This is a genomic window from Chloroflexota bacterium (genome assembly GCA_040902225.1).
Taxonomy (GTDB): domain Bacteria; phylum Chloroflexota; class Limnocylindria; order QHBO01; family QHBO01; genus CF-167.
In genome coordinates, this window is record JBBDXT010000004.1 from 152,568 (window position 1) to 179,564 (window position 26,997).

Annotated in this window: 22 protein-coding genes, 1 tRNA gene and 1 pseudogene; 10 read left to right on the forward strand and 14 right to left on the reverse strand. The window is 67.9% G+C overall.

Annotation, left to right across the window (positions count from 1 at the left end; translation table 11 throughout):
• Positions 1 to 186: 186 nt before the first annotated feature.
• The 5 genes and pseudogenes from WEB29_03005 to WEB29_03025 form a co-directional block, all read right to left on the reverse strand.
• Positions 187 to 2,490, reverse strand: a pseudogene (locus tag WEB29_03005) (ComEC/Rec2 family competence protein).
• Positions 2,491 to 2,506: 16 nt separating this feature from the next.
• The gene (locus WEB29_03010; GenBank protein MEX2135919.1) at positions 2,507 to 3,103 is read right to left on the reverse strand and encodes a helix-hairpin-helix domain-containing protein; all 597 of its coding nucleotides are present in this window, start codon (positions 3,101 to 3,103) and stop codon (positions 2,507 to 2,509) included.
• 152 nt (positions 3,104 to 3,255) lie between these two features.
• Entirely contained in the window at positions 3,256 to 5,715 is a 2,460-nt protein-coding gene (leuS, locus tag WEB29_03015) for a leucine--tRNA ligase (GenBank protein ID MEX2135920.1), read from the reverse strand.
• Entirely contained in the window at positions 5,712 to 6,272 is a 561-nt protein-coding gene (locus WEB29_03020; protein ID MEX2135921.1) for a GNAT family protein, read from the reverse strand. The genes leuS and WEB29_03020 overlap by 4 nt, the downstream gene beginning before the upstream one ends.
• A 108-nt stretch (positions 6,273 to 6,380) precedes the next feature.
• Positions 6,381 to 6,456: transfer RNA gene (locus WEB29_03025), tRNA-Ala, on the reverse strand.
• A gap of 306 nt (positions 6,457 to 6,762) precedes the next feature.
• Between WEB29_03025 and WEB29_03030 the strand changes: the two genes are divergently transcribed.
• Positions 6,763 to 7,662 carry a hypothetical protein gene (locus tag WEB29_03030; protein ID MEX2135922.1) on the forward strand — a complete coding sequence of 300 codons (900 nt, stop codon included), beginning with the start codon at positions 6,763 to 6,765 and terminating at the stop codon, positions 7,660 to 7,662.
• A gap of 31 nt (positions 7,663 to 7,693) precedes the next feature.
• Here WEB29_03030 and WEB29_03035 read toward each other — a convergent pair whose 3' ends face one another.
• Positions 7,694 to 8,131, reverse strand: a complete 438-nt coding sequence (locus WEB29_03035; GenBank protein MEX2135923.1) for an SRPBCC family protein — start codon at positions 8,129 to 8,131, stop codon at positions 7,694 to 7,696.
• 115 nt (positions 8,132 to 8,246) lie between these two features.
• Between WEB29_03035 and WEB29_03040 the strand changes: the two genes are divergently transcribed.
• Positions 8,247 to 9,023, forward strand: a complete 777-nt coding sequence (locus WEB29_03040) for a hypothetical protein (GenBank protein MEX2135924.1) — start codon at positions 8,247 to 8,249, stop codon at positions 9,021 to 9,023.
• Positions 9,024 to 9,026: 3 nt separating this feature from the next.
• Here the strand turns inward: WEB29_03040 and WEB29_03045 are convergent, their stop codons facing one another.
• Positions 9,027 to 9,779, reverse strand: a complete 753-nt coding sequence (locus WEB29_03045) for a Crp/Fnr family transcriptional regulator (protein ID MEX2135925.1) — start codon at positions 9,777 to 9,779, stop codon at positions 9,027 to 9,029.
• Positions 9,780 to 9,967: 188 nt separating this feature from the next.
• Between WEB29_03045 and WEB29_03050 the strand changes: the two genes are divergently transcribed.
• The 6 genes from WEB29_03050 (at position 9,968) to WEB29_03075 (ending at position 16,027) form a co-directional block, all read left to right on the forward strand.
• A complete protein-coding gene (locus WEB29_03050) occupies positions 9,968 to 10,468 on the forward strand; it encodes a PAS domain-containing protein (GenBank protein ID MEX2135926.1) in 501 nt (166 codons plus the stop codon).
• 91 nt (positions 10,469 to 10,559) lie between these two features.
• A complete protein-coding gene (locus tag WEB29_03055; GenBank protein ID MEX2135927.1) occupies positions 10,560 to 11,027 on the forward strand; it encodes a sigma-70 family RNA polymerase sigma factor in 468 nt (155 codons plus the stop codon).
• Positions 11,024 to 12,367, forward strand: a complete 1,344-nt coding sequence (locus tag WEB29_03060) for a kelch repeat-containing protein (protein ID MEX2135928.1) — start codon at positions 11,024 to 11,026, stop codon at positions 12,365 to 12,367. The genes WEB29_03055 and WEB29_03060 overlap by 4 nt, the downstream gene beginning before the upstream one ends.
• Positions 12,368 to 12,722: 355 nt before the next feature.
• Positions 12,723 to 13,268, forward strand: a complete 546-nt coding sequence (locus tag WEB29_03065) for a sigma-70 family RNA polymerase sigma factor (protein MEX2135929.1) — start codon at positions 12,723 to 12,725, stop codon at positions 13,266 to 13,268.
• Positions 13,268 to 14,551: a hypothetical protein gene (locus WEB29_03070; GenBank protein ID MEX2135930.1), complete on the forward strand. Its 1,284-nt coding sequence runs from the start codon at positions 13,268 to 13,270 to the stop codon at positions 14,549 to 14,551. The genes WEB29_03065 and WEB29_03070 overlap by 1 nt, the downstream gene beginning before the upstream one ends.
• A 507-nt stretch (positions 14,552 to 15,058) precedes the next feature.
• Positions 15,059 to 16,027: a glycosidase gene (locus WEB29_03075; protein MEX2135931.1), complete on the forward strand. Its 969-nt coding sequence runs from the start codon at positions 15,059 to 15,061 to the stop codon at positions 16,025 to 16,027.
• On the opposite strand, the gene WEB29_03080 is transcribed toward WEB29_03075, so the two are convergent.
• The 4 genes from WEB29_03080 to WEB29_03095 all read right to left on the reverse strand — a co-directional run bounded on the left by WEB29_03080 (position 16,024) and on the right by WEB29_03095 (position 20,185).
• A complete protein-coding gene (locus tag WEB29_03080; protein MEX2135932.1) occupies positions 16,024 to 18,366 on the reverse strand; it encodes a glycosyltransferase family 4 protein in 2,343 nt (780 codons plus the stop codon). The genes WEB29_03075 and WEB29_03080 overlap by 4 nt on opposite strands.
• Before the next feature lie 444 nt (positions 18,367 to 18,810).
• Positions 18,811 to 19,218 carry a hypothetical protein gene (locus tag WEB29_03085; protein ID MEX2135933.1) on the reverse strand — a complete coding sequence of 136 codons (408 nt, stop codon included), beginning with the start codon at positions 19,216 to 19,218 and terminating at the stop codon, positions 18,811 to 18,813.
• Positions 19,215 to 19,682, reverse strand: a complete 468-nt coding sequence (locus WEB29_03090; GenBank protein MEX2135934.1) for a hypothetical protein — start codon at positions 19,680 to 19,682, stop codon at positions 19,215 to 19,217. The genes WEB29_03085 and WEB29_03090 overlap by 4 nt, the downstream gene beginning before the upstream one ends.
• A gap of 140 nt (positions 19,683 to 19,822) precedes the next feature.
• Positions 19,823 to 20,185 carry a hypothetical protein gene (locus WEB29_03095; protein MEX2135935.1) on the reverse strand — a complete coding sequence of 121 codons (363 nt, stop codon included), beginning with the start codon at positions 20,183 to 20,185 and terminating at the stop codon, positions 19,823 to 19,825.
• A 262-nt stretch (positions 20,186 to 20,447) separates the two neighbouring features.
• Between WEB29_03095 and WEB29_03100 the strand changes: the two genes are divergently transcribed.
• Together WEB29_03100 and WEB29_03105 are read left to right on the forward strand one after the other, a co-directional pair.
• Positions 20,448 to 20,696, forward strand: a complete 249-nt coding sequence (locus WEB29_03100; GenBank protein MEX2135936.1) for a hypothetical protein — start codon at positions 20,448 to 20,450, stop codon at positions 20,694 to 20,696.
• 414 nt (positions 20,697 to 21,110) lie between these two features.
• Positions 21,111 to 21,272 carry a hypothetical protein gene (locus tag WEB29_03105; protein ID MEX2135937.1) on the forward strand — a complete coding sequence of 54 codons (162 nt, stop codon included), beginning with the start codon at positions 21,111 to 21,113 and terminating at the stop codon, positions 21,270 to 21,272.
• Between the two features lie 78 nt (positions 21,273 to 21,350).
• On the opposite strand, the gene WEB29_03110 is transcribed toward WEB29_03105, so the two are convergent.
• The 3 genes from WEB29_03110 to WEB29_03120 are packed head-to-tail and all read right to left on the reverse strand — an operon-like array spanning position 21,351 to position 26,009.
• Complete coding sequence (locus tag WEB29_03110; protein MEX2135938.1) at positions 21,351 to 22,391, reverse strand: DNA cytosine methyltransferase; 1,041 nt, start codon at positions 22,389 to 22,391, stop codon at positions 21,351 to 21,353.
• Positions 22,388 to 22,963, reverse strand: coding sequence for a very short patch repair endonuclease (locus tag WEB29_03115; GenBank protein MEX2135939.1), 576 nt, complete (start codon positions 22,961 to 22,963; stop codon positions 22,388 to 22,390). The genes WEB29_03110 and WEB29_03115 overlap by 4 nt, the downstream gene beginning before the upstream one ends.
• Complete coding sequence (locus WEB29_03120; protein MEX2135940.1) at positions 22,863 to 26,009, reverse strand: ATP-dependent DNA helicase; 3,147 nt, start codon at positions 26,007 to 26,009, stop codon at positions 22,863 to 22,865. The genes WEB29_03115 and WEB29_03120 overlap by 101 nt, the downstream gene beginning before the upstream one ends.
• Positions 26,010 to 26,997: the final 988 nt, after the last annotated feature.

Here is a 26,997-nt window from a genome sequence, read left to right on the forward strand (position 1 = left end):
GGCGACTACGGCGCGCCAGGGATCGCTGCCCGCGCGGCTGATCACCCGGTAGCGCAGGCCATCGCTGATCACTTCGAGGTTGCCCTCCAGATCGGTTCGATGCAGTCGGAGCCCGGGGACCTGGCGGAGGTTGTCGAGGGTCACCTGGTGCGGGTGCCCGTAGTCGTTGCCGAGGCCAGCCGAGATGAGGGCGGCACCGGGACGGGTTACGTCCAGCAGGGCTGGGCCGCTGCTCGAATGGGAGCCGTGGTGGCCGACCTTCAGCACGTCGATCCGGGGCAGAAGTCCGCGTTCGGCAAGTAACGCCTCGACCGGCATCTCCGCGTCACCGGTCAGGAGCGCCGTGAAGCCGCCGCTGCGCAGCAGGCCAACCACCGACGCGTTGTTGATGTCGCCCTCGGGCAAAGGACCGGCGACGTCATTCACGCTGGGGTAGAGGATGGTGACCGTCGTCGTCCGATCGAGCGTCAGCCTTGCACCCGCTCGCGCCGGCGCAAGGCGCGCCCCAGGCTCGTCGCGCGCCTGGATGATGAATCGGGGATAGGTCGGGTTCTGGTAGGCGCGGCCCGCATCCAGGATCAGCCCAACCTGGTAGCGCTCCATGGCTGCCACCAGCCCGGCGACGTGGTCCTCGTGTGGGTGGGTCAGGATCATGACGTCGATGCGACGCTGCCACCACGGCAGACGCTCGCCCAGGCGCCGAAGGAGAAGATCCGGATCTGGTCCGCCATCCAGCAGCATCGTGGCGCCCGAGGGCGCGGTCACCAGGATGGCGTCCCCCTGCCCGACATCCAAGGCGACCAGGTGCAGGCGGCCGTCCGGCAGGCTTGTCAGTGTCAGCGCGCCGAGAAGGGCGCCAGCGGCCGCGAGCCCAACCATCGGACGAGCCAGCTGTTGGACAGATGCGCGTGTGAACGCAATGGCTCGCTGGAGAAGGGCCGAACGTCTGCGCGATGACTGCAGTGGCAACAGCTCGCCTTCGGCGGGTTCCGGCTCGGCCGGCCTACCGTAACGCCGCGAGGCGATTGCCAGGGCCGGATACCAGCCCAGCGCCAGCCAGCCAGGCGCGGCCACCGACACTGACGCGAACGGGATGGCCGCGGCGGCCTGCCCGGCGACGATCATGGCGCGCAACAGGAGCCACGCGCTCCCACCGACCGCCCAGCGCAGCATCTCGGTGAGCGGGGTGACCTGAAGGGCCGAGGCGATCGCCCCCAGCGGCGCGGCGATGGCGCACAGCAGCATGACCAGCGGCACGAGTGGAACCACCACGACGTTGGCGGCGGGCGCGACCAGAGAGAGCCGCCCGAAGCTGCCGACCACCACCGGCAGCGTGGTGAGCTGCGCCGCCAAGGTCAGGGCGACCGGCTCCCGGAGCCACGCCGGCCAGCCAGCCAAGCGCCGCTCGATCGAGCTCCCAAAGAGGATCAATCCGCCCGTCGCCAGGGCTGACAGCTGGAAGCCGACATCCCACAGGACCGATGGCGCAGCAATGAGCATTAGCAGGGCCGCAAGTCCCAAGGTAGAGGCGGCGTGCGCCCGCGACCCTCCGAACCGGGAGACCATCATGGCTCCGGCCATCAGAGCGGCGCGCACGACCGATGGCGAGGCGCCGGTCAACACGACGTAGGCGACGATCGTTGCGCCGGCGCCCGACGGCGCCAGCCAGCGACCGCCGCGACGCTCCTCGAGGGGTCGAAGGAGCGCCCCGACAATCGCGGCCACGATGGCGATGTTCCAGCCGGAAATGGCGACGACGTGGGTCAAACCAGCGACAGCAAAAGCATCCGCGACCTCGGGCGCGATGCTGCTTCTCACCCCGAGCAGGATGCCGGCGCCGAGCGCGGCTTCCGGCTCGGGCACCATCTCGTTGAGGCCGTGCAGCAGCCAACCCCGCGCCGCCGCGGCGATCCCGGCCGGCCCCGCCCGCGCCGGGCCGTCGAGGACGCGCGCCTCACGGGCGCGCAGCAGCCCGCCGATTCCCTGGCGGGCCAGGTACGCGGGGTAGTCGAAGCCATCGAACGCGGCCGGCGCCTCGACCGCTGCCGTCAGCACGACGCGTCGTCCGACTGCGAGTGGCAGGCTGCGGGGCAGGGTCGCGAGCAACCGTCCGCCTATGGGGTGCGCATGCCCCTGCAGCCGTGCGATCACCTCCTCCAGCACGACCTGCTGTGTCGACCCGCGCGGCCTCGGGTCATCGATCACGGTGCCGGCGAGCTCTATCTGTCCTCGGTCGATCAGGCCGGCGACGCTTCCTGGTCCTGATGGGAGCGCGAGCGCCGTGCCGCGCCAGGCGCCGAGCAGCAGGCCAATGCCGACGGCAGCGCATGCAATGCCGCTCCGCGGCCGGCGGACGACGAGAAGGAGGGCGCCCACCGCGCCAGCAACCGCGCCGACGGCGAACGCCGCAGATCCGGCGTTCGCATCGGCGCAGAGGATCCCCGCCGCGAGGCCGACGAGCGCGCCGGGTAGTGCCAGGCGCGCTGCCATGGATGCCCCAGGCACCTCAGCCGACGATAATGAGATCGCGGATCTTGTCCACCTGGGCGTTGGTCAGAACCTTGCGGGTCACCATCTCCTCGAGCGAACTGAACGGTTGCTCGGCGCGCGCGGCGACAATCTTCTGGACGGTGACCGGACCGATCCCGGGCAACGCATCGAGCTCCTCAGGGCTCGCCGAGTTCAGATCGACCAGGACGCTGCCAGCGCCGCTCCCGGATCCGCCACCGCCCGCAGTGGCGCCGATCAGCGGGACGACGATCTGCTGCCCGTCGCGCAGGGTGGCGGCCAGGTTGACCTGGGCCGCTGCCGCAACCAGGTCGACGTGGGGGCCGTAGCCACCGGCCGCCTCGATTGCGTCCGCCACGCGCGATCCTGTCGGCAGCTCGATGATCCCCGGACGCAGGACTGCACCCTCCACGTCCACCACCAGCCGCTCCGACGAAACCGCGACCGCCGAGGCCGAGGGCTCGCCGAAGGGATCCAGCACTTCGTCTGGCGTTGACGGCGCCGCACCGGCCCCCAGCAACAGCCACGCGCCGAGCCCCACCGCCGCCAGGGCAGTGGCCAGCGCGGCGATGGCGATCCGGTCACCAATCGTCATGGGCCCTCCTCCCGTCGCGTGGAGGCGAGCGGTGGACCTGTCCGAAGCCCGGCGTCCGGGCACTCGACCCCGGGCTCCGGAAGCAGGACGCGCAGCCTAGCGGCGGCGGTCTTATCCGCGCCTTACCGCCGGCTCATCAAACGCCCCGCCGGCTAATCCCCGGGGGTGACGATGTTCACCAGCCGACCCGGGATCTGCACCACCTTGCGCGGCGCGCGTCCCTTCAGGTAGGCCTGCACCCGCTCGCTGGCCAGCGCCAGCCGCTCGATCTCCTCTGGAGCGGTATCGGGCGACACCGACAGCCGGCCGCGCAGCTTGCCATCCACCTGCACCGGCAGCTCGATCCTCTCAGAGACGACCAGCGCCGGGTCGAAGGTGGGCCACGCTTGCTGGTGGATGCTGTACGGCTTGCCGCGCCGTGCCCAGAGCTCCTCGCTGATGTGCGGCGCCATCGGCGCCAGCAGCAGGAGCAGCGCGTCGACCGCCTCGGCGTAGGCATCGGTCCCGGCCAGGCCGTCGTCACGCGCACTGCCAAGGGCATTGGTCAGCTCCATCAGCCTGGAGAGCGCCGTGTTGAAGTGGAACTCGGCGTAGTCCTCGCCGACCTCCTTGATGGCCCGATGGGTGGCCTGCCGCAGGCCCCGCGTCTCGCCGTTGCCCGGCCGCGAGCCAGAGGCCTGGGCCACCGCCCAGACGCGGCCTAGGAAGCGATGCACCCCCTCGATGCTCGACGGGTTCCACGGCCCGCCCTGGTCCCACGGCCCGATGAACATCAGGAAGCAGCGCACCGTGTCCGAGCCGAAGCGCGAGGTCAGGTCGTCTGGGTTGACCACGTTGCCGCGCGACTTGCTCATGCGGTGATGGTCGGCGCCCAGGATCTGGCCCTGGTTGCGCAGCGCGGTGAACGGCTCGTCGAAATCGAGGTGGTGCATGTCGCGCAGCGCCTTGACGAAGAAGCGCGAGTACATCAGGTGCAGCACGGCGTGCTCGGCACCGCCGGTGTACAGGTCGACCGGCATCCAGCGCATCACCGCCACCGGGTCCCAGGCCTGCGTCTCGTCGTGGGGCGAGCAGTAGCGCAGGAAATACCACGCCGAGTCGACGAAGGTGTCCATCGTGTCCGTCTCGCGCCGCGCCGGTCCTGCGCAGACCGGGCACGAGGCGTTCAGGAACTCGGCGTGGGACTGCAGCGGGCTGACCCCGGTGGGCGCGAAGTCCACGTCGCGCGGCAGCAGCACCGGCAGCTGGTCCTCCGGCACCGGCTGCGGACCGTGCTCGTCGCAGTACACGATCGGGATCGGTGCGCCCCAGTAGCGCTGCCGGCTGATCAGCCAGTCGCGGATGCGGTAGGTGACCGCCGCCTGCCCCTGGCCGCGCTCGGCCAGCTCCTCGGTGATGGCCGCGATCGCATCGGACGCGGCCATGCCCGTGAAGTCGCCGGAGTCGACCAGCACCTCGTCATCGGTGTGCGGCAGGAAGGCCCCGCCCTCCCGCACCCGACCGTCGCGGGGGGCGACCACGTAGCGGATCGGCAGGTCGTAGCGCTTCGCGAAGGCGTAGTCGCGGTCGTCATGCGCGGGGACCCCCATCACCGCCCCGGTCCCGTAGGTGGGCAGCACGTAGTCGGCGATCCAGATCGGGATCCGCTCGCCCGTCATCGGGTGGATCGCGAATGCGCCGATGAACACCCCCCTCCGATCCCGCTCGGTGCCCATCCGCTCGATCTCGGTCTCGCGCCGGGCCGCCGCCACGCAGGCCTCCACCTCGGCACGCCGCTCGTCCGTGGTCAGGGCTGCGACGGCCGGGTGCTCCGGGGCAAGCACCATGAACGTTGCCCCGAAGATGGTGTCGGGACGGGTGGTGAAGACGCGGATCGGGGCCACCCCATCGGCCTCGACTGCGAAGTCGACCTCGGCGCCCTCGCTGCGACCGATCCAGTTGGTCTGCATCAGGCGAATCGGCTCCGGCCAGTCGATCTTGCTGAAGTCGAGCAGCTCGTCCGCGTAACGGGTCGTGCGCAGGAACCACTGTTCCAGGTCACGCTTGATGACCGGCGTCCCGCAGCGCCAGCAATGCCGATCGGCCCCCTCGACCTGCTCGCGCGCCAGCACCACCTGGTCCTTTGGGCACCAGTCGACCGGCGACATGGCCCGATACGCCAGCCCGGCATGGAAGAACTGCAGGAAGAGCCACTGGGTCCAGCGGTAGTAGGCCGGGTCGCTGGTGACCACCTCGCGCGACCAGTCGAACATGCAGCCCATCGAGCGGAACTGGGTCCGCATCCGCTCGACGTTCGTCTCGGTCCACTCCGCCGGATGCACGCCACGGTCGATGGCCGCGTTCTCGGCTGGCAGGCCGAACGAGTCGAAGCCCATCGGGAACATGACGTTCAGTCCCTGCATGCGACGCATGCGCGCGACGATGTCCGGCCCGGTGGCGGCATACCAGTGCCCGATGTGCAGGTCGCCAGACGGGTAGGGGTACATGGTCAGCAGGTAGTGCTTGTCCCGCGGGTCGTCGTCATCGGCCCGATACAGGTCGTCGGCGGCCCATCTCTCACGCCAGCCAGACTCGTAGGTCTTCGGATCGAACCGATCGCCGCGCTCGGTCATTCGGGTGCTCCTTCTTCCGGGAACCAGGCCATCAGCAGCTCGTCGCGATACTCGCCGCCCGGAACGCGGTACTGGCGGCGGCGCAGCCCCTCCCGCACGAATCCCGTGTGCTCGTACACGGCGATCGCCCGGTCATTGTCCGGGAAGACGCCCAGGGCAACCTTGGCCAGGCCACGCTCGCCCGCCCAGCTCTTGGTTGCCTCGACCAGCGCCGAACCGATCCCCACACCGCGCCAGCCATCGGCCACGCAGATCGACAGGGTGCCCACGTGGTCGCTCACCACGCTGCGCTCGACACTGACCAGCACGTTGCCGACCACGTCGCCGTCCGCCTCGGCCACCAGCGCCAGGCTGCTCGCGTCGCGGATCATCTCGCCGATGTAGAACGCCTCGGACGGCTGGCTCACCGCCGACGGAGGCGTCACCAGCCAGCGTCCCTCGCGGCGCACGTCGGCGAACAGGCTCGCCAGCGCCCGCGCATCGGTCGGGCGTGCCGGGCGCAGCGTCCAGGGCCGGCCATCCCTGGCCGTCCGGGGCTGGCTCTCAGTGATCGTCATGCTGGCCACGCCATCCTCATCGGTCTTCCGACAGGTACGACAAAGCCCCCACCTCGTCAGTGACGAAGGGGGGCCTTCGCGGTACCACGCTGACTTGACCGATTGGGGTGGTGGAGCTGGGGGGACTCGAACCCCCGACCCCCTGCATGCCATGCAGGTGCTCTCCCAGCTGAGCTACAACCCCACGATCGGTCCACTCATCGGCGCTGCTATCGGACGCCATCCCGGCCGGTATTGGCGGCTGCTCGGCAGGTGAGTTCGGGGCCCTGCGATCGCCGGCTTGCACCTTCCCGGCTCGCTGCAGATCGGAGGCGGACGCCTACTGCTCCCGCGTCATCGCGTTCGGCGCGGAGTATAGCGCAGGGTTTCGAAACCAAACCAAAGTCCCATTCGCACGAACGGCAGGGTCATTCGTGCGCGAGAAGCCGGCGTCCATAGTCGCCGCATGCCCGGCCCGCCCAGGAACACTCGGGACAGAATCGGCGCCTTCGTGCTGGCGACCGCCGTCGCCTGCCTGCCGGCATCGGTTGCACTGGCCGCGGACAGCCCGGCCGGGGATCGCGCGGGCGCATGGCCCTCGTCGTGGCGCGCCTACCTGTTGTCAGATGGCTCCAAGGTGAGCGACGTCATCGGCGATGTGGGTTGTGGGCAGGGCTACTGCGACGTGAGCAGCGGCCCGTCCGGAAACCTCAACTCGGTCTACTTCAACTCGAATGGCACGAACGTCTTCTTCCGCATCCGGCTCGCGGGCGATCCTCGCAAGGCGTCCGCCGGGGGATTCCAGTCAACGACGTACATGCTCCAGATCGCGGTCGGCGGTGTCGCCCGCGTGGCGGTGGGCCTCGACGGTAAGAATCCACATCGTGACTTCGTGTACGTCGCCAACGCCGATGGCACCGCCCATACCGAGGTCTACGCCACGCCCTTCAACAACGCGGGCGGCGAGCTCTCCGCCGGTGCACGAGGTCTTCCCGACGGGAGCGGCCAGTACTTCGTCGACTGGCAGGTCCCGCTGAGCCGGATCACGCAACGTTCCGGCGGCGCGATCACCGCCTACACACCCGTCCAGCTCTTCTTCGGGACGTCGCAGTCCGCCAACCTGGCGGTTCTCAACAAGGACTTCATGATCGGTAACAGCGTCAATTTCGGCGGCGGCAGCACGGTTACGCTGGTCCTCCCGCCGCCCGTCGCCCCGGCGGCCGTGCCCTCCGCCACTGTGCCTCCGGGCACGACGCCCGCCCCAGCGGCGCCCGCACCCCTTCCGCCCGGGCCACCGACACTGCCGGATGCAAGCATGCCGGCCGGGCCACCGCCCATCGACCTTGCCGTGGCGGTCGTGCTTGTGGCGGTTGGCTTCCTGGTGCTGATCCGTCCTCGCCGTCGGACCTAGCGAGCTCAGACCGCCGGAGAGACGCCCTCCCTCAATGATCCGCCAGCGCGGCCTCCAATCGGGTCAGGCTGGCGTCGAGGTCGCGCTCCGCCGTGTCGGTGACCATTCGTTCCAGCGGCGCCATGAAGATGTTCTCGGCGCGCACCTCCGACGTGAGGGTGGTCTCCGTCCCGCCGTCGTGAGCCGCCAGGTCCAGGGTGGCCACGATCCCCATCCCGCTCACGCTCGCGGCGAGTGCGAGGCGTCGTTCCGGCTCGGCCTCTCGCACCGTGATGTCAGCGGCCACCTGCTGGCCCATCAGCTCGAGCACGACCCGGGCCGTCGAACCGACGGCGGTGGGCGGGGGAGAGGTGCGCTCGGCAGCGACGATCCCCGCCTGCCAGCGCGGCAGGTTGGCGGGATCGGCCAGGAACGCGTACACCTCGGCCGGTGAGGCGGAGATCTGAGCGGTCCGTTGCACGCGACGCATCGGTCCTACGGTAGCCGACCGGACGGTACGGCGGCCGGCCCATGACCATCGGTCTACGCTGGTGTTCGGCCGAACCGCGTATCCTGCTCGCGCGCTCATTCATCCAGGAGGGGCTGTGCACCGCAGATTCGCACCGGTCATGGTCGCCGTGCTTGCCGTGCTGGCGGCTTGCCAGAGCACACCGGCGATCACCGACCCGGTCGAGATCATCACCCAGGGTCTCGACGCCACGGCCGACCTGAAGAGCCTCCACATCTCGCTCGCGCTGGACGGGAGCTTCACGGTGCCCGATGGCGGCGGCACGTTCAACCTCGATTCGACCAGCCTGGAGGCCGACGTCGACATCGAGGCCAAGAGCGTTCGTGCAACCCTGGCCGTGCCTGCCTTCCTCAACCTGACGGCGGACGTGATCGTCATCGGCCAGGACGTCTGGTTCAGGACGAGCCTCGGCGGCACCAAGTGGTTCCATCAGACGAACGACATGATGGGCAGCCCATCGCCATCGGCCTCGCTCGATCCCCAGGTGATGATCGACAACGTGAAGGAGGCGCTGGCGAAGGAGGGCGTGGTAACCAAGAAGCTCGCCGACGTGGCCTGCGGTGACCGCCAGTGCTACCAGGTCAGCGTTTCAGCGCCATCGGCGCTGATGACCGACGCCGGCGCGGTTGCATCCCTCGATCCGTCGACGATCTTCGGCGACGCGCTGGTGATCAACCTGCTCTTCGACCGCGAGAAGCTGTGGCTGACCGAGGTCTCGACCAGCGTCGACAGCGAGACGGTGGGGACCATCAGCGCCACCCTGAGCTTCAGCAACTTCGACGAGGCCGTGGACTTCAGCCCGCCGCCCTCTCCCGAGGTCACCGAAGGGGAGTTCACGATCCCGGGGCTGTAGCGCCTAGTTCGCGGCGTCCAGGGCGCGCTCGAGCTCACGAAGCCGACGAGCCTCGGTGGCGATGATCTGGATGCATGCACACGACTTCTCCGCCAACCCGTCGTGGCTGGCGATGCTGATCTGCCCCCGGGCGTAGTGGACCAGACCTGCGTCCTTGAACTGGCGCATCACGACTGACAGTCCCGGACGCCGTACGCCGATCATCTGGGCCAGGAATTCCTGCGTTACGTGGAACGGCTTCTCGTCGACGCGTTCGTCGACCTGGAGCAGCCAGCGGGCCGCCCGTTGGTCGAGCCGATGCATCCGATTGCACAGGATCAGCTGCGCCATCGTCACCATCACGACCTGGGCATGCCGCTGCAGCAGTCGCACCAGCGTGCCACCGCGCGGCAGCTCACCCACCAGCACCTCGGATCGCATCCTCACGCCAGTGAGCGGCACCTGGACGATGGTGCGAACCGGCGACTGACCGGTGCCCAGGAAGACGGGGAGGCCCGTCATACCCTCCCGCCCGATCATGGCCGTGTCGACCGACTCGCCACCTTCGTCAAGTGCCACGATGGAGGCGACGCCACTCGTCGGAAAATAGACGAACTCGATCTGCTCGTTGGCCGATTCGAGTTCGGCCGAGCGTTCGAGGCGCACAGGTTCGAGCGCGGTCCGGATGCGATCGAACTCGTCGTCCGCCAGCCCACGCAGCAGGAGGTTGGCTCGAGGGTCGACGGTCGGTGGGTCAGGGTGGGAGTTGTTTCGCATGACGACCCATTGTCTCCCTACCGTATGTCTGAAAGCGTACAGACGACATATGAGACATTGGCATCCTCGAACCCGCGATGAGTGTGTCAGACCGATTGCAGAATTTGTTCCGTGAGATGCCCATGGCCCGTAACTTGTTGCTTCGAACGTTCGGCCGCAGCACCCCGCGGCTCGGTCAGGCCTAGAGCATGGCCAAGCGTCCGGCTGCCGAGGCCGTGATCAGCCTCGACCCAAACGGCCGATACATCAGCGCCAACAAGCCCGCCCTTCAGCTCTTCGGCGTCACGCTTGCCGAGCTGCGCGCCTCGCCGCCGGACCGATTTGCGATCCGGCCCACGAATCAGTCCGAGCGGGCCGCGTTGCGGGCCGAGTGGGAATCGGCCGGCTCACGGCCGCTGGTCGGCACGGCCGGGCTGAAGCGTGCCGACGGGACGACGATTCGGATCTCGTATGCGATCGAGACCGCCCGTCCGGGATTTCGCGCTCGCCTGTGGCAGGTCGACGGATCTCCGGAAGCGCCGCCAACCGTCTTTTCGGTTGGGAGCGTCCTTCGCGAGTGGCGTGCCGCCGAACGAAACCTGGCTGAGCTCGTGCCGGGCACGCCAGAATGGAGGCGGATCCTGGGTGAGATCGAGCTGCTGCGGGACAGGTACCACGAGCTCTTCAAGTCGGTCAAGCCCCAGGCCTGACCGTCAGACCTCCCGAATCAGCCCACCAGCTCCGCGCGGCTGTCACCTTTTGGAGCCGATCCCTCCCTGTATAGGCATAGTGACGACCATCGTGGCTCCCGTCGCGGCTGCTGGCGAGATTGAGGCGGTCTACCGCCAGGACGGCGATCGCCTGTGGCGGGCGCTGTACGCCTTCGCCGGCGACGAGGACGTGGCCTCCGACGCGGTGGCCGAGGCGTTTGCCCAGGCGCTGCGCCGAGGCTCGGAGATCAGAGATGCACGCAGCTGGGTGTGGCGCTCAGCCTTCCGGCTGGCTGCCGGCGACCTGAAGCGCCAGTCCAGCCTCGCCCACGGACCGATCCCCGAGGGCGCCTTTCACGATGCGCACGCCGATGAGCAACTGCTCGTCGCGCTCCAGGGCCTCACCCCGCAGCAGCGCGCCGTGATCGTGCTGCACTACTACGCCGACTGCCCGGTGCGCGAGATCGCGCGCCGCACCGGTATCAATCCGCTTGCCGTGCGCGCTCATCTGAGCCGCGGGCGCAAGCATCTCGGCGTCCTGCTGGGTGACGAGCGATGACCGATCTGCACACCCGTTTCCGCACGCTCGACAGCTTGTCGGCGCCCAACCTCTGGTATGACATCGAGGAGCGAGCCATGGCCATGCAGCCCACCCGTCGGCGCAGTCCCTTCGTCCTGATCGCCGTCATGCTGCTGCTGGTGCTGGCCATCGGCGGAGCAGTGCTGGTCGGGTCAGGCATCGTCAAGCTCCCGGTGAGCGTTGATGCCTCGGCGAGTCCTTCATCGGCACCTTCTTCGTCGGCGCAGGAGTCGATCGCAGCATCCTCGAGTCCGGCCGAGCAGGTCGCGGCATCGTGGACCGCCACGGGGGCGATGCTCGAAGCGCGCACCAGCTACACGGCCACTCCGCTGCTCGATGGCACGGTGCTGGTGGCGGGCGGTGTGGGCGCTGATACCAGCGACTTCTTTGCGAACATCCTGGCCTCCGCCGAGCTGTACGACCCCAGCACCGGGCAATGGACTGCCACCGGGGCGATGCTCGGGGTGCGCACCGGTCACACGGCAACGCTGCTGCCCGATGGCAAGGTGCTGGTGGTGGGCGGGGGAAGCAGCAGCGACGGCGACGGCGGCCCCCTGTCCTCGGCTGAACTGTATGACCCGGCCACCGGGTCGTGGACCGCCACCGGCAGCACGATCGGGGCTGGCCCCGGTCGCACGGCCACCCTCCTGAATAACGGCGAGGTCCTCGTCACGGGTGGATCCCAAGGTAACTTCGAACCGGTGGCCTTCGCCGAGCTGTACGACCCCAGCACCGGGTCCTGGTCGGCGACCGCGGACATGGTCGAGGCTCGCTCCGGCCATACGGCCACGCGGCTGCTCGATGGCAAGGTGCTCGTGACAGGCAGCGGCACCGAACTGGCCCCTGCAGAGCTGTATGACCCCAACACCGGGCAGTGGACTGCCACCGGGAGCATGGGCGGGATCTTCATCGGTCACACGGCCACGCTGCTGTTGGATGGCAAGGTGCTGGTGGCGGGCGGCATGGCCGGCACGGGCGCGCTCGCCTCCGCCGAGCTGTACGACCCCAGCACCGGGCAATGGACTGCTACCGGGGTCATGCTCGAGGCTCGCCTCTTCCACACGGCAACGCCGTTGCCCGGTGGCAAGGTGCTGGTGGCGGGCGGCACCAACAGCGTGATCGACGGAGGAGTGGCCTCCGTATCCGCTGAGCTATTCGACCCCGGCATCGGCTCCTGGACTGCCACCGCGGGGATGCTCGAGGCTCACGGGGGTCCGGCCACGCTGCTGGGCGATGGCACGGTGCTCGTGGCGGGCGGCGCTGGCAGCAGCGGCTACTTGGCCTCGGCCGAGCTCTACGACCCGGGCAGCGGGAACTGATCTGCGCGAACGACCCCGACAGGGGGAACTGATCGGTCGCGCTCGGGACGGGATGGGGGTGGTGGTCCGTGTCTCACAGTATGCGAACCAGCCGACCGGCGTGGTATCCCGCCTCTTGCCGCTCCAGGAGCCCCATGTGGTCGCTTCGAGATCTGGTCGGCTCTAGCGGACTTGACCCGGCGAACCACGTGCCGAACCGTCCTCCCGGTGGCGGTCGCTGCAGCACTCGCAGCTTAGAACGCGACCTCCCACCAGAATGACCATGCCGCTAAGGACGTCAGGGTGAAAGACGGAACCTTCTGATCGCGGCCCGCCACTATGTAAGCACAACACCGTTCCGAGAAGCCCGAATCAGATGGACCGGCGAGATCTCGTTGAGCGCGCCCGACGCGGAGACCATGACGCCTTCGCGCAGCTGACTGCCGCCGATCTCGGCCGTCTCTACGGGGCTGCGCACCTCCTGCTGGGCCAGACGGAGCCGGCGCAGGATGCGGTGCAGGACACGCTGCTCGAAGCATGGCGTGGCCTCCCCAGTTTGCGTGACGCATCCAGATACGACGCCTGGGTGCATCGGCTCCTCGTCCGGAGTTGCTATCGACAGCGCAAATGGAACCATCCCTCGGACTCGGCCTTCGGTCGCGACCGGACAACCGACGGAGCCTTTGACGCAGTGGAGGACCGCGAGCAGCTCGAGCGTGGCTTCCGCCGGCTGCCGGCCGAGCAGCGTGCCGTCCTGGTGATGCGGTTCTACCTGGACCTCTCCCTCGCCGATGTCGCCGCGAGCCTTGGGTTGCCGGAAGGGACCGTCAAGTCACGGATTCATCGAGGCCTGGCGTCGCTGCGCGCCGCCCTGGAGGCTGATGCCCGTCATCCGTACCGCCTGCCGGAGGGATTGATCTGATGACCCGGTCTGTCGACCTTGAGTCCGCGCTGCGCCAGTGGATGGACGCCGAAGCGCCGCAAGCGCCGCCCGACGACCTGCTGACTGCAGTCCTCTCCCGGACCGCCGACACGCGCCAGCGTCCCGCGTGGCTGCCACGCCTCGATCTGCCCCTGATCCCAACCGCGCGGCTCCGGATGGTATGGCTGCTCGCGCTCATCCTGCTCCTCGTCGTGGCAATGGCCGGTGCCCTGGTAGTGGGGTCGCCGCGGATCGTCCCGACGTCGGTCCAGAACGGGCTCATCGCGTTCATCGGCGTGGGAGCCGGCGAGAGCACCTGGTCCGAGGACGGTCGCGGCTCGGACGTCTACCTCGTCGCCCCGGACGGCACCGGCCTGACCCGGCTGACCGAGACGACCGAGGTCGAGTGGGGTCCGGCCTGGTCATCCGACGGCACGCGTCTCGCCTTCATCCGGGAACTGACGGCGGGCGGTCGTCCACCTGAAGGCGTGGACTGCGAAGCCGATCCCGCTGCCTGCGAGCGCGGCACACCCGGCCAGTACGCTGTCGTCGTCACGAGCGCCGCCCCCGGAACCGAGCGCGTCGTGTTCCAGTCGGCTGGTGTGATCAACTCACTCGTCTGGTCACCCGACGGAACGCACCTCTCCTTCGTCAACGAGAACTCGGGCGGACTGCTGGCTCTCGATGTGGCCACGGGCAGCACGCGGCTCGTCGTTCCGGAAAGCTATGACGTGGCGGCCTGGGCGCCGGACGGGACTCGGCTGGTGGCCCAGGGCGTTGCCGACCCGTCGGGTGCCGATCTCTACCTCGTGTTCATCGATGACCGCGAGCCGATCCGCCTCACCCGCGACGAGGGCTACGAGGGGTGGCCGGCCTGGTCGCCGGATGGCGACCGCATCGCCTTCAGCTTCGACCCGGACGGGAGCGCCCGGGCCCATCGTGTCGAGCTCATGGCCGCCGACGGCAGCGGGCGATCGGTCCTGGCGGAGGAGGCCTACGGCCCGGCATGGTCGCCGGACGGCGCCCTCATCGCCTTCGTCAAGACATTCGGTGATCCGACCGGACGTTCGAACGAGGTGTGGGTGATGGCACCCGACGGCAGCGGTCAGCGCAAGCTGGCGGATGAAGGAGGTCGCCTCCGCTGGTCTCCAGACGGTGAACTCGTGTTCTGGGGGACCTGGTCAGTCCGCCCTGACGGGTCGGGGCTGACGAGGCTGCCCACCGGCGGAGTGCCACTCTCCGAGGGCTTGGCCGATGTCGACTGGCAGGCGATCCGGCCGTAGGTCACCACAGGGAGTCCTCTCCCCTGGACCCCCGCCATCGAAGAACCGCTCGCGGCGAGGCCCGCCATCTTTCAACAGCTCGGGCTCCGCTTCCGCAGCGAGCTCGCGCTGCTCCTCAGCGGCATCGAAGACGGCCCGTCGAACGCGCCCAAGGCCCGCCAGCGTTCACGCGCAAATGCTTGACATGCAAGAGGTCACTGGTTCGAGTCCAGTGTCGCCCACCATAACGACCTCTAGCCGCGCCGGGAGTGCCAGCACGAGGCCCCGGCGCTCTGCGTAGTCCGTTCGGGTGCGCCGAAATGACCACTTTTCGGGACGGGTCATCGCTTGTGGGTGACCGGGTGCCAAACCTCGGGTCAGGGTGGCCCGCCCTTTCGGGGCGTCGCCCTAGTGTTTTCCAGATTACCGATCGCCGCGGCTGGATCGGTTTCTGGTGTCCGTGGGACGTGCGTGATCCGCCCCGGTTCCGCGGATGGCGGGCCGCGATTGCGGCTAGACTCGCCCCCGATGCTGGCCCGCGGATCGCTCTTCCGACGACATCCACGCAACCCGATCATCAGCGCTGCCGATCTGGCCTACCCAGCGAACACCGTCTTCAACCCGGGAGCGGCGGCGGTCGACGGCCAGACGGTCCTGCTCATCCGGGTCGAGGACCTGCGCGGCATGAGCCACCTGACGGTCGCGCGCAGCCCGAATGGCGTCGACGACTGGCGGATCGACGCGGAGCCGAGCCTGCGCTCTGCGCCCGATCGCCATCCGGAGGAGCTGTGGGGCATCGAGGACCCCAGGCTGACCTGGCTGGAGGAGGAGCAGGCGTGGGCCGTCGCCTACACCGCATACAGCCAGACTGGCCCGCTGGTCTCGCTGGCGCTGACTAATGACTTCCGGACATTTCGCCGCCTGGGCGCGGTCCTGCCGCCCGAAAACAAGGACGCCGCGCTCTTTCCACGGCGCTTCGACGGTCGCTGGGCGATCATTCATCGACCCACGCCGTTGGGCGGGAAGGCAAGCATGTGGATCTCCTATTCGCCGGATCTACGTCATTGGGGCGAGATGACCCTGCTGCTCGAGGCCCGAGAGGGCGCCTGGTGGGACGCCCGCAAGATTGGGCTCGGTCCACCGCCGCTGGAGACCGCGGAGGGTTGGCTGGTTATGTACCACGGGGTTCATCAGACGGCGGCCGGCGGGCTGTACCGAGTCGGGCTGGCGCTCTTGGACCTCGCCGATCCGCGCGTGGTCCTGCGACGCAGCGACGAATGGGTGATGGGCCCGAGCGAGCCCTACGAGCGTGACGGTGATGTGGGGGGCGTCGTCTTTCCGTGCGGCTGGCTGCTCGATGCAGCCTCCGACCAGCTGCGCGTCTATTACGGCGCCGCGGACAGCGCGGTCGCTCTGGCGACCGCCAGCCTGTCCGAGGTGCTCGACTATCTGCGCGATTGCCCAGCGCCTGAGCGCCGAAGCGCTCTTGCGGGTTAGCCGGGGACCACGCTCCTCGCCGGGAGTGCCGGCGTGCTCCGCGCTGCCCGGGCGGCTCGGGCAGCCCCGCGCAGCTCGCGGATGCGCTCGGCGGCCAACAGCCAGGCAAGCGTCGACTCTGCCCCGCAGTTCGCGTTGATGCCATCGCGGCCGAGCCCGTCGTGGCACGCTCCGGTCAGCGGCTCGGCCAGCGGCAACCCGAGGTCGTTGGAGCCGAGGAACCAGGCGTAGGCGCGCTCCATCACACCGCCGAAACGCGCATCACCGCTCGCCAACAGGGCGGCCCGCGCCGCCTCCAGCAGAGAGCTGGCCTCGATCGGCTGCTGGTCGAAGCGGGCGGGTGCGCCCCCACGTGGCCACCAGCCGCGGTTGCCGATTGGCGCGAGGTGCCCGGCCGCCGAGGTCTGGGCGGCCAGCAGCCATTCGAGGCGGTCGATGCCGAGCGCCGTCCAGTCGACCCGATCCACGGCCTTCCCGGCCACGATCAGCGCCTGCGGGAGCGCTCCGTTGTCATACGTCACCACCGGCTCCGGCCATGGCCACTCTGCGGGCGTGCCGGCGGTCAGCTCGGCCAATCCCGACCCGAGCGTGGCGAGCGCATGCTCCACGCCGGGCAGATCGACCCGGGTCAGGGCGGACACGCAGCCGAGGAGCGCGTAACAGCGCGGCCGAAGGTCTTTGAAGCCGAGCGCGGCCGGAAGTGCTGACTCGAGTAGCCGGCCCGCCGCCGCGACGAGCGTGCCGTCGCCTGAATGAGCCAGCAGCTCGCCGAGGGCCTGCAGGGCGCGGCCATGGCAATCTTCCGAGCCGACCGCATCGACCCATCGGCCATCGGCGGCGCGGAAGTTGCGGAAGCGGCCGCGGCTCCCATCGAAGGCCGCCTCCAGGAAGCCGAACGAGCGACGGATGGCACCAGCCACAACCGGACCCGGCACCTCCCTGGCGTGCAGGAGATGGACGGTCAGCGCTCGCGCCACGTCGTCGCTACAGGCGCCGTGCCGCGGGTCGGGGGTCCGGCCGACGGCGTGCTGCATCAGGCCGATCCCGTCGCCGAGCCGATCTAGGTGCCCCCGCGCGACGCCGACCAGCGGCGCCCGCAGCGGGTACGCCGGCCGAGGCCGTGGCCGAACCTCTGCCACCGACGCCATCGGGACGGCAGGGCGCCGCTCGCGACCCTGCTCTGCAACTTCGGCAAAGAGCATCGAGTACTGGGCCGCGACGACCGGCCAGGCCATCGAGGCAGCATAGGAGTGGGCCCGCGCGCCGAGGTTGCGCCGCAGGTCAGCATCGGTCAGCAGGTCGGCGAGCCGTGCGGCAAGCGCTGACACATCGTTGAACGGCACGAGTGCGCCGCGCCCGTCTGCCAGGAGCTCTCTGGCATGCTCGTACGGGGTGGAGACACAGGCGCGGCCCGCCGCGACGGCCAGGGAGAGCGTTCCGGAGGAGACCTGCTCGGCATTGCCGCAGGGGGTGACGAAGATGTCGCAGGCCTGCAGGCAGGCGATCAGCTCGTGCAACTCGACATAGCGGTCGACGAAGCTCACCCGGTGACTCAACCCGAGCCGTTTCACCTGCTCGACGAGCGCCCTGCGATATCGCTCGCCGTATCGACGCCGGACCTCGGGGTGGGTGGCGCCCAGAATCACGAACCGGGCTGCGGGCGCCTGATGCCGGATCTGGGCCAAGGCCTCGATGACGACTTCGAGACGCTTGGCAGGCCCCAGCAGACCGAACGAGAGGAGCATCGGCTCGTCGGGGAGGCCCAGGCGGCGACGGCCCTCGCTCGGATCGACGCGCGGGATGACGGGGACCCCATGCGGCACCACCGCCAGCTTGGCATCGGGGACCGAGTAGATGTTGCGTAGGCGGCGCCGGCCGAGCTCGCTCATGACCACCACACGGGCGGATCGGTTGACCAGCTCCGCCAGGATCGAACGCTGCAACGGCTGCGGATGCTCGAGGACGGTGTGCAGCGTCGTCACCACCGGCATGGGGAGGCCCTCGAGCAGATCCAACACCCCCCGCCCCGACGGCCCACCGAAGATGCCGTACTCGTGCTGCAGGGAGACGACCTCGACTCCGGCGGCGGCGAGCTCGCGGCCGACATCGCGGTAGGCCCGGCGGTCGCGGCGCAGGCGGAGGATGACCTCGGGCGGGTAGGCTCGCGGGTCGCCGCGTCCGTGATCCAAGCCAACCACGCGCGGCGAGCGTTGCGGATTCTCCTCGGCCGTGCCGACAAGGGCCGTCCGCAGGTCGCGGGTGAAGGTAGCGATCCCGCAGCGCCGTGGCGGGTAGGTGGCGATCATCGCCAGCGGCGGCAGCGACGGGGATTGCGTCACGGCATGCGGCCTCCTGTTGAGACGGGGAAGCGCATGTCTGACGCTACGCCGTCCTGCGGCGTCCGGCGCTGGTCGCCATCGGGTGCCGGCCCCGCTTGGCGGGGTCTGTCGGACCGGTCGATGATAGCAGCCGCCCTGCGAGGCGGTGAAAACGGCAGCCGGGGTAGGAGATAAGGGGAGGGAAAACGTCGCACCCTGGGGTTGAGGGGTAGGGTGGAGCTCGAGCGGCGACGGCCTCGGGCGATCGGTATCGCTCGCCCGAGGTTCGCATACCGGATGGAATGGTGGTCCGTGTCTCACAGTATGCGAATCACGGGCGAGTCGAAGGTCAGTCCCTTGGATCGTAGCTTCGCGACAGCTAATTGATCCCCCGCCGCACGCCAGCAGGTTGAACGGCTGTTGTTGCTGCCGCTCAAGTCGGACGGGAGCTTCAGCCTCACGCCGTTAGTTTTCGTTCTCGACGACTATCTCCCGAACAGGGTCACCCCTCTTGACATAGCTGTCAGCCTCCGTAAGCGGTTCCCACATCTCTTCATCGGTTTTCAGCGTGACAGGGCGAGACGGCTCGCCGTAGAAGGCGCGTGAAAGGCTTAGAGCAGCAAGCCCGCCCGTCCCGCCCGTACGCTCGTATGTTCGAGCGACCGAAAGACGGTCTTCCACGATTACCGCCTCGACATTCACCTTTGGTCGGTACACAGACCCGATGACCTCTTGTGTGTCGGGATCTCGTATGTCCTCGGAGTTTGGGTCGAGCACCTCGAAGCGCATACCGACTTGGACGCCGTGTGCGAGGCCACGATTGATTACGAGTTCGCGGCTGTTAAGGATGCGCGCGACTTTACCCTCGATCACTTATTAGCCTCGCCTCGCTCGCGGAATTCGCGAACTTCTTCCGGAAGTATCAACTCCCACTCCTCTAGAGCATCGTCTGCCTGACGAACGCTGATGATCGCGTGAGTCTCTATGACCTCCAGGGCTGCGTCGACCGAACCGATAGACAGGCTCCCACCTTTCGCAGCCTCCCGTCGTAACGCCCTACGCTTCTCCTCCGCCAAAGTCGAGGCGTCGAGCAGCGCACGAATGAGGCTAAGAGTCCGACGAAACGGAGGCAAGGCTAGAGGAGCGATCAGCGCGGCTGCTTCCTGCCTCACCGACGTTCGCCCCAGCCACACGCTAGCGACGGCCACGAGGAGGGTGCCAATCACGAGCAGACCCACCGCGACGTAATCGGGCAACGCGGGTTCCAAGCCCTGTAATGCCAACATCGCACAGCCCAGGACGAGAAACCCTGAAGCGCCGGCGTTGTTGGTGAGCACGCGGGCGATTCGATAGCGGGGTCCGCGAGTCTCGCTCGCTCTTTCGTTTGCCACTGACAACCGAGATTATCAGCGCAAGCGCTATCGGACGACGCTACTTCCGGCAGCGCGATCTCGGCCTGCCCGCCCGGCGTGATCGGTCACGATGCCGTTCCGAAATGGCAGGTGCGGATAAGAGTCGCCGCTAAGCCTGGTCGCGGCAGCCCGGTGGGCGCACCGAAAGGAGGTCTTTCTGGTCTCGGCCATTGACAGCGGAGGGAATCGGCGGGGCACCGACTGAAAGCAAGCGGAGGGCCCCGATCGACTACCGCCACGGCCAGGAGATAGATGGCCGGGACGATGGTGACGACCCGCCAGTCCGCCAGCGGGTAGACGAGGAGCACGAAGCCGAGGTAGACGAGCAGATCCCGCCCCGCGATCGAACCCGCGAGCGCCAGACCGGCTTGGTGCATGGCCAGGGCCGCAACGCTCGTGGTGCCCACGGCGACCGTTGCGAGCATCATGTCGAAGCTATGGACCCGTGACGCTCACAGACTCGAGCTGTGGATCACCCTGCCCGGTGGGCGCTTGACCGGCGCGAGCACCTGCGTTATAATCCGACTAGATTGGTCGGATATCACCAGACCGACGCTTGTTTCGCCCGCGCGGCAGGAGCCCGTGCGCCCGTCGTTCAAGACCCGAAGGAGTGTTCACCCATGTCTGTTGCCGGCGAATCGGGGCATATTTGGGCCACGCTCATGCAGCGAGTCACAGGCGGCTGAAATCATGGCCAGTCGCTGCCGCGCCTGCCGCCACCTGCTGCCGAAGCCTAACCCGGTCATGCCGCCGCTCGAGCTGCTGGCCGCCCTGGCGCCCCTGATGGTGCCCCTGATGGACGTCGCCGGCGAGTTCGAGGGCTACGGCAACGGCACCCCGTCCGAGTTCCTGCGCTGGCTCGATGTGGATGTGCAGCGCGCTGTTGGCATCCTGGGCAGCCGGCGCTCCGGGATTCCAGCCATCAGGGGAGCCGCATGACCACTGCCCTGCGCCTGCTGATCGCTCGACCTGCGCCGCTAGCACCCATCTGCGTTTGCCGATGCGCTCGCGGTGCGGTGGCTTCGCCGCGACCGCCATGACCACGCCGAGCACGCACACCGCTTGCTCCTGCGCCTGTCGCTAGGCGGGAGGACCCGTCTCGCCTTTGCCACCCCCAACCAGCAACGTCTTTGCCAACGAAGTCGAAGCTGCCGAGCCTGAGATCGACGTAGAGCGACTGGGTAGGGCGCTAGCAAAACGGCATTCCTCGCCGCATTCACGCTTCAATCCGCCGCTACTAAGCACGACCGACCAATACGGATGGAGCGGGACCATTACCAGCATCCCATGTGATGCGGAGCTGCACCGTGAGGAGGCAAATGCCATCGTCGCTGCCTACGAGGCGGAGGCCAGATGATCGAGCCGGAGACCCGCATCTGGTGCTACGCCTGCGGCGAGGCGATCACTGAGCCGAGCGACATCTATATCTGGAACGCCTACCTCTACCATGAAAGGTGCCTCCCGCGCACCGAGACCGCGGCCGAGACCGCGGCCAAGGCGTACGCTGACCGATGACCGAGCACGAATCTAAAGGGGGTCCTTTCGGTGCGGGCCCTCGACGACTGCGATAGCGTTCCGAGGCCGACCAGATTCTCAGACATTCATGAGGTAGCGGTAGACGACTGCGGCCTGCTCACGGACGAAGACGGGAGGGAGCGCGTTGCCGATGAGCTCTGCCGCCGCGTACTTTCCGCGTCTCAACGAGAACTCGTACGAGGCGGGAAACGACTGGAGGAGCGCGGCTTCCCGGAGGGTAATGGCCCGGTCCTGCTCTGGGTGTAGAAATCTGCCCTTCGATGGATTGACGCAACCACCCGTGATCGTCGGCGCGACGGAAGACCAGGCCATCCGCCCATAGACGTCGAAGAACCCGCGTGCGCGCAAGTGACACGAGAGGGAGAGCCGCGAATCGAGAGCGCTGCGGCTGCCTCCGTCGCGAGGTATGTGCCTGATGATCTCAAGCACATGGTCCGATCGATGCTCGGTCATATCGTGGAGCGGGTCTCCGGAAGTACCCGGGGCGGGCATGAGGCGGAGGGCATCCCCCACGGTTCGGCGGACGCCGGCCGAGGGCACGGGCCGCAACCGCTGGTGACGCGTGGCAAGAAGCAATAACCTGCGCCGCCTCTGAGGAACCCCGTAGTCTGCAGCGTCGAGTACCTCCCAAGACACTCGATAACCTCTCCGGCGGAGACGGTTCGCGAGAACCGCGAGGCGAGCGTCGGCCGCCAACCCCGGTACGTTCTCCATCATCACCGCGCGGGGCCGCAACCCATCCACGAATCTCACGATCTCAAATATGAGGTCGTTTCGTTCGTCGACCCGCGTCCCTCGTCTGCGAGTTCGGATAGAGGAGAATCCTTGACACGGGGGACATGCGGCCAACAGGTCGAGCTCACCGACGTCGATCTTTAGGCGCTGCCGCACGGCATCGACGGGAACCCGCCTGATATCGTCCTCCCACAGCACCACGTCAGGATGATTCACCCGATAGGTCTCAGCCGCGAGAGCGCTCAGTTCGATGCCCCCGATGACGCGGAACCCGGCCCATTTGAGTCCGAGGGTCAGGCCACCGGCTCCGGAGAAGAGGTCGATGGCGCGCGGAGCGCTGGAGGGAGCCGCCAAGCGGGTCATGCCGCCCCAGCGCTCTTGCGAGGTCTAGGTCCGCCGGCACATCGATTGGATACGACCGTTGCGATTCGCATCGCGGCTGTGTGCGGGTCCTCGTGCTCCCAGATCTCCATCGGCAGCCAGCCGATCATGAGAAGGCGACCGCACGTGTCTTCATCACGCTTCCGATTCGTGGCGATCTTGTCGCTCCAGAACGCGGTGTTCGTCCGAGCCAGGGACAGGTGGCTTGGACACCCATGCCAGAAGCAACCGTGGATGAACACAGCGACCCGCGAGCCGGGGAACATGATGTCCGCCTCCCGCCGAAGACCGGGCAGCGGTCGGCGGTGGATCCCGTAGCGGAAGCCCAGGCGGAACAACTCCGACCGGATCGCGCGTTCCGGACCTGTGTCGCGTTCCCGCTGAAGGCGCATTCGGTTGCTCGAGGGCAAGAAGGCTCGGGTGCCGCCAGCGGCCGGCTCGCGCGTCGACACTTTACGTCCCGCCTCTCGTGGCCCGCGCTTCGGGCAGACCGCAAAACGGAAGAAAGTCGCACCGGGTACAGCGAGCCAGTTGTCGTTCGGGTGCAGGGCCATGGAAGAATTCGCGATCACGAATCGCGGCCACCGTGTGGCTCACCGTTGACCTCGCATCTGCCATAGCCTCTGCGCTGAGATCGACATCGAGCTCGCGGCGGCCCTGATCGTCGACGCCGCCGAGGTACCTGACGAAGCCTTGGTCGGGCTCGTACTCGAGCTCGTGCTTCGCCGCGAGCCCGTACATCGTCACCTGAAGGCGCATCTCCTCCTCGTCGAGAGAATGCGCGTCGGACCCCGGCTCCCCGGACTTGAAGTCGACAATCGTTACCCGCGGAGGGTCGTCAAGCCGCACCAGGTCGATCGCCCCCGTGACCAGCGCCTTCTCCTCCTCCAGGAGCGCCTCGAACTCTCGCTCCGGCTCGAATTCAAGGCGCGATAGTTCATCGGCGTAGAGTTCCACATAGTCCGCAACAACTTCGACGGCGCGATTTCGCATGTTATCGGCCGGCTGTCCGGTCGTATGGCGTAGATAGAAAAGGCCGCTCTCAACGAGTTGCCTGACCTCGGTTTCCAGGGCCGCGCGATCGAGCGCAAGCTCTGCCCAGCGGCGGGGATCTGTGTGAATGGCCCGAAGGACGTTGTGCACGCCCCTGCCGTAACCGAACGCCTGGTCGATCGAGGGCGCGAAGCCGAGGACCTTGCGGAGGTAGAAGTCGTGGGAGCACTCGAGGAAGTACCGGAGATCAGAGAACGAGGTTACCAGCCGGCTGTCCCGCCTCGCCTCTGAGGCGATCATCGTCAAAGCGCCCGCAAGCCCGGCCGGGGTTCCGACGGTAGTCGCGCCAGCGCCAGCCATCAACGGCACCAGCTGCGCGAGGAAGCTCGACTGCTGCGTCCCCGACGCCGACACGAACAGATACCGCTCGGCTCTGGTGACCGCGACGTAGAGCAATCGGCGCTCAGCATCACGGTTGGCGTTGTCGGCGAGGTTGGCTGGGTTGATCCGTGTGAGCATCGGGCCGTCGTACGGGAGCTGCGGCGGCGTACCGGCGCGACTACTTGGGAAACGGCGGGCACAGACGTCCGCGAGAAACACTGCCGAGAACTCGAGGCCCTTGGCCGCGTGGATCGTGCTGATCGTGACCGCTTCGGGGGCAGCGAGCAGGGGGGCCTCTTCCGATCGTGCTCCCTGAGTTCCCCAGAGCGCCAAGGCGATGACCTGAAAGCGAAACTCCGCTGGTCGGGTCCAGCCCGGCGTCTCGATGCCCGTGACGAGCCGGCTGAGCTGGCCGACGTGGAACATTGCCGCCGCCTCGCGAGGCTGTTGGGTGTCCCACGCGTCGATGCCCGCCTCCTCGAGCAGGAAGTGAAAGATCGCCTGCGGGAACACGCGCCGCAATGGTCGTCGGCCGGCGAGCCACGTTCGCAACCGCCCACTCCTCAGGCGCGCCTGGGCAGTCGGGTCCGGGGGACTGTCCTGGATCCGGGCAGCCACCTCGGTCGCAGCGATCTGGAGACGTTCCTCCACGTCCTCAGCGAGCGATAGACCCTCCGCCCGAAGCGCTGCGCATGCCGCAGAAATGACGTCTCGAGAGTCAGGACCGCAGCCGAGCACGGCGTTGATCCTGCCCGGCAGGGTACGCGGGTCAGAGGGGAGTCCGACGAACTGGTCGATGCCGGCCATGAGCGCGGTGCCAGCCAGGAAGAGCAACACCTCCGGCTGCGAGAAGAGGTCCGGTCCCGCCCGGAAGACCACCGGGACGTCGCGTGCGCGGAGGGCCCGCATGTAGGTTCTCGCGTCGGTGGCCGAGCGACACAGGACGGCGATATCGGCGAAGGTCAGACCACGAGCCCCGTCGGAGGTATCGTTCCTCGCGCCCTGTCCGTCCGCCGTGACGAGTCTGGAGACGGTCTCGGCAATCCAGGCCGCCTCGTCCTCGCGCGTCGTGAATCGCGCGGCACCGACGTGCGAACTGGATTCGTCCATGCGGGACGGCCTGCCGTGACGCATGGCGGGATTGGGCAGCGTTCCGGGTGCCTGGATAGTGTTCGACCAGAGGTTGGAAATCTCGATAATCGGCGGCGTCGACCGGAAGTTCTGCGTTAGCTCGACGACCTCCCCATCCGGGTCGGCCTCCAGTTCCGCATGGAGGGCGGCCATCAGCTCTACGCGGCCGCCCCGCCAGTTGAAGATCGCCTGCCGATGGTCACCGACGGCCGTGAGTCGCCCGGCGTCGCCTACCATCCGCCGCACGAGCCTGTCCTGGATCGGGTTCAGGTCCTGAATCTCGTCGACCACAACATGACTCACCGCCGCGCGGAGGCGCTGGAGCGCGGCGGGATCCTCGCAGAGCCGAACCGCTTCCATCTGGGAGGTGCTGAAGTCGAGGAAACGTCGACATTGGAGCAGGGCGTAGAACCTGGCGACCGATGTGGCGAATGCGCGGGCGACCGGAGCAGTGCCGACATCGGTCCGCAGCGTGGCGGCTCGGCACCACTCCTCCTCGTCCTCGAGCCGGTGCGGAACCGGACCTGCCCGTAGCTCCACGTCGAGCTCACCGTACTCGTTGAGAAGGTCATAACCGCGTAGGAAGAGGTCGATCGTAGCGAACATCCCCAGACCTGCGGCACCCTGGAGGCTGGGCAGTCCAAGGACGCTGTGATAACGACGTTGTATGAGCGCGATCCGCCCGATGTCGTCGAGAACCTCGAAGGCATGGAACCGGTCAGCATCAAGGTCACGCAGCAGTCGCATGCAGTAGGCATGGATTGTGCCGACATACATGCTGCCGAGTGTCGCATCCACCCCGGCTGGCGTGATCCGCGCGACCCATTCGCGTATGCGAAACTTCATCTCCTCGGCCGCACGCTCGGTGAAGGTGAACGCCACGATCTGATCCTTGGACACGCCGTCGACGCCAACCCACCAGGCGACGCGGCGCGCCATCACCTCCGTCTTGCCGGAGCCCGCGCCTGCGATGACCAAGACGCGTCGCCGCTCCGACTCGACGGCGCGGACTTGTTCATCGGCGGTCAGGTCCGCAAGGAGAAGCGCGGCGATCGCTCCCCGCCGGTCCGCGAGCGTTCCCGGTTCTTCAGTCACAGACCTCACCCCGTCAGGCTGCCACGGTGTTCGTTTGGTCATTCGACCGCCCGACGAGTCTCATACGGAAACAACCCCTAGTTGACCGGCACCACCGTACTCCAGTCTGCGCTCGGGTCGTGCCAGCTCGGGTGTCACCGCCCTTGGAAGTGGCTTGATCCGGCTCCGTCGGAACACAGTCCCGAAATGACCTCCCTTTGAGCCGACCGAGAGCTGGGCGGCGCTCAGCACGAATGGGCCCGGTCTTGGGGGTTCCCCTTTTGAGACGGGTCTCGTCCAGCGACGGCGTACGATTCGGACATGGGTAACGACCTACCGACGGGCCCCGCGGTGCCATTCCCAGACGGCGGGGGGCGACGTCGGCAAGTGGTGTCGTGGTCTCGCAGCCCGCGCGCCATCGCGGCCATCGCGCTGCTGGCTGGCCTAGCGGCCGGGATCACGCACTACCTCGCCTGGGCTTGGATTCGTCCCATGCCGGCGTACCTGCCGACTTACCGACCCGACCCAGAGTTTTGCCTGATTTTCACGCGGACACCGCAGTCATACGGCAACGTAGATCGCGTGCCGTGCTCGAGTCTTGGCTATCTCTTGGGTTCCCCCGTCTGGGACGACGTGCTGTTCGCCGGGCTGGTCGCGGTCGTCGGGTACTTCCTCTTGGTCGGTCTCATCCTCTCAGTTCGAGCCATTCGGGGACCGAGCCGGTGAGGAAGCGATGGACGATCTCGGTCACCTACCGCGGAGGTCCGATGGACGGACAAACCGAGGAAATCACGGACCTCACGGCGGAAACCCGCCCTGACATTCTCTTTGTGTTTCACGAGCACGTCTTCTCTGACCGGACGCGAGACAGGCGCTTCCGGGGAGCGTATCGACGCCGTGAGGACGGTCTGTGGTATCACGACGGATCCCTCGGCGCGGCCGATGCGCCCGTAGGGTCCGGCGACGGCCGCGGCGATCGGTAGCGTTACGGGCGACTCCGGCCCCTAGA

Coding starts and splice junctions, on each gene's coding strand:
- WEB29_03105 (MEX2135937.1), top strand. CDS start 21,111: ATGATCGAGCCGGAGACCCGCATCTGGTGCTACGCCTGCGGCGAGGCG.
- WEB29_03045 (MEX2135925.1), bottom strand. CDS start 9,779: ATGCGAAACAACTCCCACCCTGACCCACCGACCGTCGACCCTCGAGCC.
- WEB29_03060 (MEX2135928.1), top strand. CDS start 11,024: ATGACCGATCTGCACACCCGTTTCCGCACGCTCGACAGCTTGTCGGCG.
- WEB29_03020 (MEX2135921.1), bottom strand. CDS start 6,272: ATGACGATCACTGAGAGCCAGCCCCGGACGGCCAGGGATGGCCGGCCC.
- WEB29_03010 (MEX2135919.1), bottom strand. CDS start 3,103: ATGACGATTGGTGACCGGATCGCCATCGCCGCGCTGGCCACTGCCCTG.
- WEB29_03065 (MEX2135929.1), top strand. CDS start 12,723: ATGGACCGGCGAGATCTCGTTGAGCGCGCCCGACGCGGAGACCATGAC.
- WEB29_03100 (MEX2135936.1), top strand. CDS start 20,448: ATGGCCAGTCGCTGCCGCGCCTGCCGCCACCTGCTGCCGAAGCCTAAC.
- WEB29_03115 (MEX2135939.1), bottom strand. CDS start 22,963: ATGGCCCTGCACCCGAACGACAACTGGCTCGCTGTACCCGGTGCGACT.
- WEB29_03070 (MEX2135930.1), top strand. CDS start 13,268: ATGACCCGGTCTGTCGACCTTGAGTCCGCGCTGCGCCAGTGGATGGAC.
- leuS (MEX2135920.1), bottom strand. CDS start 5,715: ATGACCGAGCGCGGCGATCGGTTCGATCCGAAGACCTACGAGTCTGGC.
- WEB29_03050 (MEX2135926.1), top strand. CDS start 9,968: ATGGCCAAGCGTCCGGCTGCCGAGGCCGTGATCAGCCTCGACCCAAAC.
- WEB29_03035 (MEX2135923.1), bottom strand. CDS start 8,131: ATGCGTCGCGTGCAACGGACCGCTCAGATCTCCGCCTCACCGGCCGAG.
- WEB29_03075 (MEX2135931.1), top strand. CDS start 15,059: ATGCTGGCCCGCGGATCGCTCTTCCGACGACATCCACGCAACCCGATC.
- WEB29_03110 (MEX2135938.1), bottom strand. CDS start 22,391: ATGACCCGCTTGGCGGCTCCCTCCAGCGCTCCGCGCGCCATCGACCTC.
- WEB29_03095 (MEX2135935.1), bottom strand. CDS start 20,185: ATGATGCTCGCAACGGTCGCCGTGGGCACCACGAGCGTTGCGGCCCTG.